Annotated in this window: 14 protein-coding genes and 1 pseudogene; 6 read left to right on the forward strand and 9 right to left on the reverse strand. The window is 34.6% G+C overall.

Translation table 11 applies throughout. The features are described 5' to 3' along the window. Positions 1-193 precede the first annotated feature (193 nt). On the reverse strand, positions 194-691 hold the full coding sequence (locus ACJROP_RS07355) for a hypothetical protein (protein WP_406534826.1): 498 nt from the start codon (positions 689-691) through the stop codon (positions 194-196). A gap of 73 nt (positions 692-764) precedes the next feature. Here ACJROP_RS07355 and ACJROP_RS07360 point away from each other — a divergent pair, with 73 nt between their 5' ends. Further along, positions 765-1,226 (forward strand): MarR family transcriptional regulator, encoded by a 462-nt coding sequence (locus ACJROP_RS07360; protein ID WP_406534827.1) that lies wholly within the window; start codon positions 765-767, stop codon positions 1,224-1,226. On the opposite strand, the gene ACJROP_RS07365 is transcribed toward ACJROP_RS07360, so the two are convergent. Continuing rightward, positions 1,223-1,933: a hypothetical protein gene (locus ACJROP_RS07365; RefSeq protein ID WP_406534828.1), complete on the reverse strand. Its 711-nt coding sequence runs from the start codon at positions 1,931-1,933 to the stop codon at positions 1,223-1,225. The two genes, ACJROP_RS07360 and ACJROP_RS07365, sit on opposite strands and share 4 nt — an antisense overlap. A gap of 142 nt (positions 1,934-2,075) precedes the next feature. Between ACJROP_RS07365 and ACJROP_RS07370 the strand changes: the two genes are divergently transcribed. Genes ACJROP_RS07370 through ACJROP_RS07380 form a run of 3 tightly spaced genes read left to right on the forward strand, consistent with a single transcriptional unit; the run spans position 2,076 to position 4,358 of the window. Beyond that, positions 2,076-3,329, forward strand: coding sequence for a tripartite tricarboxylate transporter permease (locus ACJROP_RS07370; RefSeq protein ID WP_406534829.1), 1,254 nt, complete (start codon positions 2,076-2,078; stop codon positions 3,327-3,329). An 8-nt stretch (positions 3,330-3,337) separates the two neighbouring features. Continuing rightward, positions 3,338-4,090, forward strand: coding sequence for an ATP-binding protein (locus tag ACJROP_RS07375; RefSeq protein WP_406534830.1), 753 nt, complete (start codon positions 3,338-3,340; stop codon positions 4,088-4,090). Further along, positions 4,083-4,358: an STAS-like domain-containing protein gene (locus tag ACJROP_RS07380; RefSeq protein WP_406534831.1), complete on the forward strand. Its 276-nt coding sequence runs from the start codon at positions 4,083-4,085 to the stop codon at positions 4,356-4,358. Before ACJROP_RS07375 ends, ACJROP_RS07380 begins: the two co-directional genes overlap by 8 nt. Here ACJROP_RS07380 and ACJROP_RS07385 read toward each other — a convergent pair. After that, complete coding sequence (locus ACJROP_RS07385) at positions 4,355-5,251, reverse strand: SAM-dependent methyltransferase (RefSeq protein WP_406534832.1); 897 nt, start codon at positions 5,249-5,251, stop codon at positions 4,355-4,357. The genes ACJROP_RS07380 and ACJROP_RS07385 overlap by 4 nt on opposite strands. A gap of 133 nt (positions 5,252-5,384) precedes the next feature. Here ACJROP_RS07385 and ACJROP_RS07390 point away from each other — a divergent pair, with 133 nt between their 5' ends. Beyond that, entirely contained in the window at positions 5,385-6,812 is a 1,428-nt protein-coding gene (locus ACJROP_RS07390; RefSeq protein WP_406534833.1) for a CpaF family protein, read from the forward strand. 83 nt (positions 6,813-6,895) lie between these two features. After that, complete coding sequence (locus ACJROP_RS07395) at positions 6,896-7,720, forward strand: type II secretion system F family protein (protein WP_406534834.1); 825 nt, start codon at positions 6,896-6,898, stop codon at positions 7,718-7,720. Positions 7,721-7,740: 20 nt separating this feature from the next. On the opposite strand, the gene ACJROP_RS07400 is transcribed toward ACJROP_RS07395, so the two are convergent. The 6 genes and pseudogenes from ACJROP_RS07400 to ACJROP_RS07425 all read right to left on the reverse strand — a co-directional run. Beyond that, entirely contained in the window at positions 7,741-8,460 is a 720-nt protein-coding gene (locus ACJROP_RS07400) for a DUF4012 domain-containing protein (protein ID WP_406534835.1), read from the reverse strand. 510 nt (positions 8,461-8,970) lie between these two features. Beyond that, the gene (locus ACJROP_RS07405) at positions 8,971-9,240 is read right to left on the reverse strand and encodes an elongation factor 1-beta (RefSeq protein ID WP_406534836.1); all 270 of its coding nucleotides are present in this window, start codon (positions 9,238-9,240) and stop codon (positions 8,971-8,973) included. 21 nt (positions 9,241-9,261) lie between these two features. After that, positions 9,262-9,423, reverse strand: a complete 162-nt coding sequence (locus tag ACJROP_RS07410; RefSeq protein ID WP_067040441.1) for a zinc finger domain-containing protein — start codon at positions 9,421-9,423, stop codon at positions 9,262-9,264. 2 nt (positions 9,424-9,425) lie between these two features. Then, on the reverse strand, positions 9,426-10,094 hold the full coding sequence (locus ACJROP_RS07415; RefSeq protein WP_406534837.1) for a delta 1-pyrroline-5-carboxylate synthetase: 669 nt from the start codon (positions 10,092-10,094) through the stop codon (positions 9,426-9,428). 44 nt (positions 10,095-10,138) lie between these two features. Beyond that, complete coding sequence (gene pth2 / locus ACJROP_RS07420; RefSeq protein ID WP_406534838.1) at positions 10,139-10,477, reverse strand: aminoacyl-tRNA hydrolase; 339 nt, start codon at positions 10,475-10,477, stop codon at positions 10,139-10,141. 484 nt (positions 10,478-10,961) lie between these two features. Further along, positions 10,962-11,205: pseudogene (locus tag ACJROP_RS07425) on the reverse strand (Ig-like domain repeat protein); the annotation flags it as partial.

The raw sequence follows: 11,205 nt of genomic DNA on the forward strand, positions 1-11,205 counted from the left end.
TTATTAGTCAAATAATAATACAATCTCCAAAATAAACATAATTGTATTAAATTAGCTTTCCACAATTTTCTAATTTGATACAATAGGAAAATCTATCTGCCAATAATTTTCCGAAAAAACACGAATTGGTGTTTAAACTCTCCTCGAATATAAACACCAATTAAACCCTCTTTTTTAAAAAAATAATTGATTTTCAAGGACCTTCGCCATCATAGGTTTCGGCATCGTCGTATATCTCTTCATCCCAATAGTTATACTCGATATAGTCATCTATTTCCTGGTTCAAGCCCCAGTTGTGATCTTCATAATAAGTATAGGGGTCGAAATTGCTGGTTTTTACAATGATGTTTTTTGTTTTCTTGGCTTTCTGATACTTGGAATCACCGTAAAACTTGACTTTTACCTTATATTTACCAACACTATATTTCAGACGAATTTCACCATTATACGACTTTTTTGTCCATTTATAATTGCCGAACTCATCGGTAACATTATAGAGAATTTTTCCTTTGGTTTTAATTGCTTTTCCCTTGCTGTCAACAAGCTTGATTACAATATATCCCTTGTTTTTTAAAGGATAATCGTCAGTGCTGATTTTGACTTTGACTTTTTCCTTTGCAAATGCAGGACTCATTAGTACAAGAAAAATCGCTGCAATTGCCAAAATGATGATGATTTTTTTCTTATTCATAATACCACCAGAGTATTCTTGTGATTAATTTGTTACAAATATTATTTAAATATTAATACACATAAGTGTTATTATGATTGAATATGACGATATCATTAAGGATTCCCCATTTCTTGTAAATCATTTGATTACATTAGGCAAAACTCACGATTTCTACATGAACAAGCATATAAAAAGTGGAACCGACATCTTGCCTAGCCAATACTACATGCTGCTATTTTTATATTATGAAATGGGCACCAACCAATCGGATATCGCAAAAGCATGCCTGATGGACAGGAGCGGCGTTTCAAGAGCCTTTAAGGATTTCGAGGAAAAAGGACTGATTGAGCGCAAAATTGACGAAAATAACAAAAGGGCTTATAAGATTACTTTAACCAAAAAAGGAATTGAAACTTCAGAATTTTTAATTCAAAAAGAAAAGGAATGGGACGATATGATTTGTGAAGATTTAAATATCTCCCGTGACGATTTGCTTAAATTATTGTCCAAAATCTCATTGAAATCATTGGAATTCAACAGGAAAAGATTCTAATCATAACCTTCGGACTCCAGATAGTCATCTATATCATAATTATCGCCGTATTCATAATGGTCATAGTAAGCGCCGGGATCTGTTCTGGATAACGTATATCTATCAGGCACTACCGTATGATAATGGCTGGAACCGCCACTGTAACTGCTTGAGGAACTGTAGCTTGAAACATCATAAGTCAAGCTGTATTCCGTTCTGTTCAAACCTAGAATATCATAAAGCAACTGAGATTCAGTATATGAGATATTATCATTGCCGATTATTATACCATAAACCGCATTCTTTTCAGGGAAATTGACCAAAAAGCAAACCTTATCACTGGAATCCAAATAATCGGATACGAAACTTATCTTGCCAACATCAAAAATGCCATAGCCGTCAGTTGAAGTCTTCCAAACAATCATGTTTCCCCTTTCACCGTAAGTATCGACATAGGTAATGTTTTTAGCGTCTTTCCAAATCAAATTCGTTCCAAGAGCTGTTTTAAAAGTGCCGTCAGGAATATTTTCCTCGCTGACCTTCAAGCAATCATCCAAAGTTGCAATTAGGACTCCGTCCCCGCCGATATCCACGACGACTTCATCGCCATAGCTTGCCTCGGACGGAGGGAAAATCATATTGAATACACTGCTGGCTGCAAAAGCGATTATGAGCAATGCAATGAATATTGTGACCAGAATTACTGCAACCTTTTTTGCTTTAGACATATTACTATATTAACAGGATATTAACATTTATAATTATTGATTAGAAACAATTCAATTAAAAGAAAGCAATTCTTCAAAAAGAAAGCAATTTTACTTTATAGCTTAAACAAAGTTTAAATTATAGTCCATACAATTAATAGCCATGATAGAATTGGTAATCGCATGTTCCATAGGCATACTTATTGGAACGGCAACAGGAATGATACCTGGAATACACGTCAACACGGCCGGAGCAATACTGTTTGCATCATCAAGCCTTTTATTGACACAGTTGTCTCCCGAATTTCTTTGCGTTCTGATGGTTTCAATGTCAATTGCCCATGCATTGATTGAATTTGTGCCGTCGATGCTTCTGGGAGTGCCGCAGGAAGGAACGGCGACTTCAATACTTCCAGGCCATAGGATGGTTCTGCAGGGAAGGTCAAAAGAAGTAATCAGAATCGTGTCCGTCGGAGGATTCGGCGCGATACTGGTTACAATCATGATGCTTCCGATTTTTGCAATTGCCCTGCCCATTCTGCATGACATTACAAAGCCATATACATGGATGATACTGATTATCGCTTCAGTCTATTTGACTTACAGCCTAACAGCAAATTTCAGGGACTTTCTATGGTCGATGCTGCTCTTTATTCTTTCAGGCATATTAGGCTGGATCATATTCCAAAGCCCGATACCTTCCGGTGTCACATTGATGTGCACATTCTCCGGACTGTTCGGGATAAGCACAATACTGTTCAGCTTAAACGACTCCTCCATAATTCCTCATCAAAACCCTTTTTATGAACTGGACATTGACTACAGCAAATTCAAAAGCATTTTTGCCGGAGGGATAACGGGAGCGATTTTAGGATTCCTTCCAGGCTTTGGTCCCGCACAGGGAACAGTGATAGCCCAGGCCGTAAGCGGTGCAGATGACAATGACGACGACGATACTGTTAATTTTCTGCTTGCAACATCAGGACTGAACATTTCAGATTGTTTATTTTCCTTAATTGCAATCTACATCATCGGAAATCCCAGAAGCGGAATAGCCGTGTATATGTCTTATCTAATCTCCGAGATGAGCATCAATCATCTGATAATATTCATCTTTGCATCGCTTCTTGCGGTTTCCGTTTCATTAGTGTTTTCCTTAAAATTAGGCGATTCCTTTTCTAGACTGATGGGGCGCGTAAACTATAGGAAACTATCGATTGGAGTCATTCTGCTTCAAATTGTGATTTTATACGTTTTCGTTTTCTATTACAAAGCCCCCATCGGATACATGACATTAGCCCTAATTACTTCAACCGCAATGGGAATGCTGCCGCATTATATCGGAATCGGCAAATCCCATCTGATGGGGGTTTTAATTATTCCCGCTATTGTCATTTATCTACAGATGTTTGTTTAGGTGATAAAATGGGAAAAACACTATTAGATGAATTTGAAGAGCATATAGAAATAAGCGAGTTTAGCAAGATAAATTCTAAATCATTAACTATATTACCCTCATTGAAAAATTTTGAAATAAATGACAAAATAAATTTAATTCTGAATTCAGAAAATATTAAAAAATTAAAATTATTTAGATTTGGAGAATATTTGGCCGTTTGCGATGAAATTGATTTATATTTATCAGAATTTAGTGATTCTATCTTTGAGTTACTTCCAAAAGATGTCGATATACAAGGAGTTAGTTTTTTACTTTACGAATTACTTATAAACATTTATAAACACTCCAAATTTGAAAATTCGTACATCCAAATCAATATTAGTCCTGATGAACAACAAATTGACATTTGCATTATTGATGATGGTATTGGAATTCCAAAAAGTTTTTATGAAGGGCAAATAGATTATAAAAATGATTGCGAAGCCATTTACCAGTCCATTAATGGTAAAACAACAGATAAAGAAAAATATAATCTCCATGGTAGAGGATTGAATACAAGCGTTAGACTAACAACATTGGGTTTTGATGGAGAAATATTAATAGCATCTAGCAAAGGAGTATGTTACATTACATCTGATGGTGCAAAACTTCATCAAAATAAGAGAAGAATAAATGGAACTTTTATAATGTTGAGAATAAATAATAAGAAAATAGAGAATATTTATGAATGTATTAAATTTAAAAAGATTAATAAATTAGAGGTTGATAAAAATGACTAAATTAGAGATTAATCTTGAGGAAAGATATAGTAAAAAATTAGGTGTCGGACCAACCGCTAAAAAACTCTTCAAAGAAATAAATAATGAAACCTCAGTAATTTTAAACTTTGAGAATATTGAATTCATGAGCAGATCATTTGCTCAGGAGTACGTTTTTCAAAAACACAACACTAACACCCATATTGAAGAAATAAACATGGACGAATCAATTCAAAAACTGCTGGAAGTTGTTGAAGAAGATTTTAATGAAACCTGTTTAAATAGCTAGATGATTACCACATTATCTGCTATTTCTTCTGCTTTTTCTGTAATTTCTGAGATATCCGCTCCAGGATATGCGTCAATCACACACAAATCAGCCTTATCAACATCCAAATCTTCAAACGCTTCATTGCAGATTTCAAATCCATCATCAATGTCATTGATTTCAAGATTATATTTCAACGCTTCAATCATTTCAGGATTGATGTCATTGAAAATTACCTTTTCAAATCCGAACTTTAACAAATAGATTCCTAATGCTCCAAGACCGCACATTGCATCAACGGCAACTCCTTTGTTAACGTTGTTGTTCTTTAAATAATTGTGAAGCCTTACCAATTTCTCTTCGGTAGTCATTGCAACTTCAATGTGGTGCCTTGATTGGTTTTTGACTATGACAATCTTATCTTCAAGCAGTGTTCTCATAAGGTTTATTTGGGTGTCGTCACCTTCAAGGATTTCAAAATGATTAATTTGTGAGTCCTTATCAAACTGGCCTGTCGGAACGCGAGGACTTCCCTTCAAGACACATTTGACTTCAGGCACCTCATCAATCAATCTTGAAGCGACTTCAGCCGTAAAGTCAGGATGAAGCAAAATCAATGTCTTTTCTCCAATGAACTGTGGGTTGAAGCTGCTATAGTAGAATTCTGATAACGGAACCGGTGAATTGCGTCTGAGTGTTGCCTTTTCAGGGACTATTCCAGATTCAATCATTATCTTTAGGATATGACTCATTACAATGTCAAGCGGCCTTTTTCCGCATCCACATCTCATATATTCTCCATCAAGCTCATCAAAGTCAATCAAGTCCTTTAAGGGGGAAAACTTCTTAACTTGAACATCCTGACAGTTCTCGCATTCGCTAAGTGAATTAATTTTTTCATCCAAATCCATCATGACAAACACCACAATTACTTTAACTGTTTATTTTTGATTTATATTAAAAATTTTGATGTAAAAAGTAATAAAAACTATATAAATTAGTATTACTAATCTCTAAATGTAATTAAAAATCCCCATTGGTGAAAATATGAACAATAATGAGATTATACCGCAATATGACATTGTTAAACAAAATTATTCGCCTGAGGAAAAAATTCTTTTAGGTGAAATTCGTGAAAACTTAGTTGATTTAGCTATATCATCCGGTGAAAATTACCAGCCAAATCAGGAAAAACTATTAAATGACATCAAGAACTTTTTATTCGTAAGGTTATCGCAAAACCCTTCGAATAATAACATGACAAATGAATATTTGGATAGGTTATCCCGCAAGCTGCTCAGGGATTTGGTCGGATATGGGGAAATCGACCCCCTGATTCAGGACGATGATTTGGAAGAGATCATGATTATCGGAATCGACAAGCCCGTTTATGTCTATCACAGAAAATATGGAATGATGAAAACCAATGTCAGGTTCAGCGATGAACGGGAACTGAGAAACCTAATAGATTCGATTGCAAGGCAAATCAACCGCAGGATCGACCAGGAATCTCCAATCTTAGACGGACGGCTGCTTGACGGATCAAGAATAAATGCAACCATCCCTCCAGTTTCGGCAGACGGGCCGTCACTCACCATCCGTAAATTCAAAAAGGACCCATTGACAATAATTGATCTGATAAATTCAAAAACGATTTCCATTGAACTTGCTGCATTCTTTTGGCTATGTTTTGATGGATTGGGAGTGAAATCAGCCAATGCTATTATTTCAGGCGGAACAAGCTCCGGGAAAACAACAACCTTAAATGCTCTTTCAGCCTTCATCAATCCAAAAGAGAGAATAATCACTATTGAAGATACCCTAGAACTTCAAATTCCACACGAACATGTGATTCGTATGGAAACCAGACCACCCAATGTTGAAAACAAAGGGGAATTGACAATGAATGACCTTGTTAAGAATTCCTTAAGGCAGCGCCCCGACAGGATAATTGTTGGTGAAGTAAGGGCAGAAGAGGCAATAACACTATTTACCGCATTGAATACTGGCCATTCAGGATTCGGAACATTGCATTCCAATGATGCAAGGGAAACAATAACAAGACTAACCAATGAACCAATGTCCGTTCCGGAAATAATGATTCAAGCAATTGATTTTATAATAATGCAGAACCGGATTTATACTCCTTCAGGAGTCTCTTTTAGAAGAATCAGTGAAGTGGCAGAAGTTGTTGGAATTGAAGAAGGCGTGATCCAGTTAAATAAGATTTTCCAATGGAATCCTGAACGGGACATTATTGAAAACGTTAGTGTGAGCAGCAAAACATTATCACAAATTTCCAATTTAAGCGGGAAATCCCTAAATGACCTTCACCATGAAATTGGAAATAGGGAACTGGTTTTAAAGCATATGGTAAACCACGACATCCGCTCCGTTGAAGATGTTAATGCGGTTTTAGAGCTGTATTACAAAAACCCTAAAAAGGTTTTAGACAGAATCATGTTAAACAGGTGATTAATATTTTAAGCAATTTTTTTATATTTGTTGGTGATATTGCATTGTCTTTGATTGGTTTTCTTAAAAATTTAGAAACTAATATGGGCTTTGAAAAAAATGAGGGCGAGAATCTTGAGATTTTTGAAAGATTGAATTTGGAAATGGATGCAAAGACTTCAAAAAATGAAGAAACACAATTAGATGCAATATGGGGCATTTTACATAAATGCCTGTTAACCAAACAGTCAATAGGCATACTGATAATCATTTCCATATTACTGTTCTTATTGAACAATCTGGAGATTTTTGGAATGTTTTTGACAGTGACTGGCATGATCTATATTTTCATATTCTATTACCCTTCAATAAAAGAAGAGCGGAATTATTCAGACTTGAATCAGGAGCTTCCCTATGCATTAAGACATATGGGAATAGAACTGAAATCAGGAAAAGGCCTTCATGATGCATTGATTGCAATTAGAAATGCAGATTACGGCTCACTATCGAACGAGTTCAAAAGAGTGCTTGAAGAAGTAAAATACGGCAAATCAACAGAAGATTCACTGCTTGAAATGTCCCGCAGAGTCAATTCAGAGGGGCTATCTCGGGCAGTACAGCAAATCATAGGAACTTTAAGGGTTGGGGGCAACCTATCGGACAGCTTAAATATCATTGCAAAAGACATTACCTTTGACATGCAGATAAAACTAAAAGAATATTCCCAAAGATTGAACTCTTTTATTCTGATTTACACTTTTGTTGCCATTTTAACTCCAGTGATAGGTTTGATAATGCTGATGGCAGGTTCTACAGTTATGGGGAATATAATACCTTCAAGTTTGCTATTGATAATCTATTCAGTGTTTTTCCCAATGGTAGTGATGTTTATGGGAGCGTTTATTAAAAGATTAGAACCCCAAATCTAATTAAAAAAAGAAAAAAGGAATTAATGGAAAAATGTTTCAATTCCTTTTGAGGCCAACAAATTAACAAATGCACCTTGTTGGTCCATGATAATATTGCCTTTTGAGTATTGATCAAGTGCTGCATTAATCATTGATGCCTTTTTAACAGGGTCATTTGCAGAGTTTGCAGCCGCTTTAACGATTTCCATAACCGCATCTGCCCTATCAACACCATTACCCCAGTCCTCTTCACGGATGAAATCAAGAGCACTTACATTTAATGTTCTGCCATTAACTTCCAATGGTGCAGCAGAATCAAGTATCGCATCTAAAGCTTGTGTGTTAATCGCTACAACAGAATCAATTGAAGTATTGCTGCGATATTCAACAATTTCTTTTGCAAGCTGCATTCCTTTGGCGTTATCCGCATCCCAAAATGCATCGTGCAGTAGCAGTGCAGATCCAGCACCCTGCTCTTGGGCTTCAAGAGGCTCGCTGGCGGTAGGGTGAGTCATTCCTCCAGGATAAAACGGAGTGTAATTTATAAGAGTTCCGTTTTCAATATGAACAATATATGCCATATCACAAGCACCCATACCCGGCCTGTCTTCAGTCTCATCGATAGCACAAACCAGGATATTTTTACTGCCTTCATCAAGGTTGGTATCGTTGCCCATGAATAAAGCTCCAGCAATAATCGCAAATAATCCAATTAAGACAACAATTAAAATTGCAATAATCAGTTTCCTTGTCCTATTCATAGTCTTACCTACTCTAAATTACTTTAATATATATAAAGAAATATTTACTTTATAATACTTAAATATTTTTTAAAAATAGAAAAAATAGGATTTAATGACAATTGCATCCAAAAAAGAAACACCATATTTTTTGTAAAATACTTTTCTTCTTTTTAGAATCTTTTGCCTCAACTGTACAACATTTTGGTTTATTTTCATTTTCCGGCATGATTTTCACCTGAATCATACAATTATAATGTGAAATTAAATATGGCGACCATATTTAATTTCTTGAGAGTAGTTATATGCGTTTTATTAAATTAACAAAAATTTAATAAAAATCGGAGTGCGGTAATAAAAACCAGATTTTTAGGTAAACCTAATTTTCATTACCATATTAAATGTTGACTAAAGAAGCATATAAATGTTTTGATTTTTTTAGGTTTGCCTAAAAAATATCCTGAGAAAAAAATTATTGAAAAAGTAAAAAATAATCATTTAAAAAAAATAAAAAAAGTTGTGAAAGACTAATTACATTAATCTTCCAACACCAGTAACTTCAAAGCTTGCTACGCCTTCAATACCTTGAACCATTTCTTCAACGGCTTCAGATCCGCCTTCACCATCTTCAGTGATGAATTGTAAAATTACAGCAACTAAACCAAATGCAATTGGTTCTTCTGAAATTTCATGGATTCTTGCGCCTTCAGGCATGGAACTTTCGATAGTAGATTTGATTGCTTCCAAATCTATATCTGGACTGTCTGGCATGATTTTCATAGTAGTTAATACTTCACCCATTCTAATTCCTCCATTTAAAATCTATGGTCCTTCGAAACCACATTCACATTTGTAGCCGTGACCGAAGGTACGGCATTTTTCACATCTTGCGATTTTTGCTCCACACATTGGGCATTCGAATTCAACGAATGGTCCAGTTAATGGAATTTCTTGTTTACATGAAATGCATTCTACAGTTTTCATTTTTAATCACCTGTTATTTGTGTGTAATCGAAGTTATAATCATTTATACTATCATCTATAAGAGATAAAACCCTTTCAGGGTACTTCCCATTCACAACATAACAATTAGTCCCAAACTTTAATAAAAGAGAAGGTAACATTACATCAACCGATGTCTCTGGAAAAGTTAGTAATGTTGTTGCATCGATTTTACTTATGAATGTTGAACCGGACTCTTTTGGTTCTTGGGTATATATACCATTTACATTTGTTACTATTAAAAGGTTTGCATTTAGAAGGTGTGCCACATATGCAGCAATTGAATCTGAAGTCACATCCCAACTGCATTCAAAAGGGTCTTCCTGCCTTAAGAACTCAGAAACAATGAAAATTGGAGTAAATCCTTCATCAGATATTTTATTAATTTCATCTATTGAATAAGACAATTTAGCGGAATCCACTTTATCATTAACTAATTTGGACATAATATCCATACAATCTATTGCCGTCCAGTGGTTCACTTCCTCTGAAAAATTTTGTTCTTCATTGTATTTGCGAATAAGATTTGCAAACCCCCCTCCACCTAAAACAATGCATGAATTGGTATTTTCAAGTTTTTTTGCTAAATCTATTGCATAATTTGGAAATAGACTTCCCCCTATTTTAACAACCTGTTTTATGATAAGAATCACTACCTTGTTTAATTAAAAATAGACCTCATTATATGATGGTTTAACTACAGAAGTTTTAAATCCCCAGTCACTTCGTCAATTATTTCATCCTCATCAGGACCGAGTGCCAAAACTGTAATGCTTGATGTAGGTATCTGTGTCCTTCCAGCATCAACTACCAAATAATTGGAAATTCCCTTTTCATCGGCTAATTTTTTAAGCTCGATTAGCTCTTCTTTAGTTTTAACTTTTAAAACTACCTTAGCATAAGCTTCATTTTCCCATTTTTTAATTTTTTTTGGGTCTGTTTTTTTATATGCTCCAATGGATCCATGACAACATTGTGCTGCGATTTTCCCTTTGCGCATTTTTAAATCTGTTCTGACAATCATTGCTTGTTTCATTGTAATCATTAATTAATATTTATTTATAAATTAAAAAATCTTTTGACATAATACTATTAGTTTTACAATTATATGTTTTATCCCTAAAAGTTATTTAATTATTAATGTTTAGGTTACAGAATAGGATTATTATCAGCTACTGAAGGGGATAATTCATATCATTATAATGGCACTATGAACTTCATTCGCATAGCAGGAATATGGATTCATCATTTTGATCTGCATCCCAATAGTTTTTCAAAACTAAAAAATAAGTATGACTAACACCTAACCAACAGACATTGTTTAGTCAATAATGCCAAGTTCAATAAATTAATTTCATCATCATATTACTTTGAATATCATATGGGTTTGATAAAGAGAATATTTAAATTTATTCGTTTAATCTATTCATTATTGAAATAAGTGATTGTGAACTTAAAAATAAAAGAAGAAAGGGTTTATTTTTTAATAAACCCCTATTTTGAAATATTTTTGTTTTATTTTATGCATTGTTTACAACAGCTGTGTTGTTTATTACAACACCGTTGTATTCTGCTTTTAATTCGTAGGTTCCAACTGCATAGTTGATTGTTAATCTTGCAATACCATTGGAATCTGTTTTTGCATTATAAGTAATTCCATTGGCTGTTATTTTAACAATTTGACCGCGTAAAGCAACTGCTTGGCCTTCGGAGTTCACTAATTGGACTTCGTAAGCTGTACCGTCTTTGTAGGTCATGTTAACA

It is taken from the genome of Methanobrevibacter sp., assembly GCF_045220775.1.
Classification (GTDB): domain Archaea; phylum Methanobacteriota; class Methanobacteria; order Methanobacteriales; family Methanobacteriaceae; genus Methanocatella.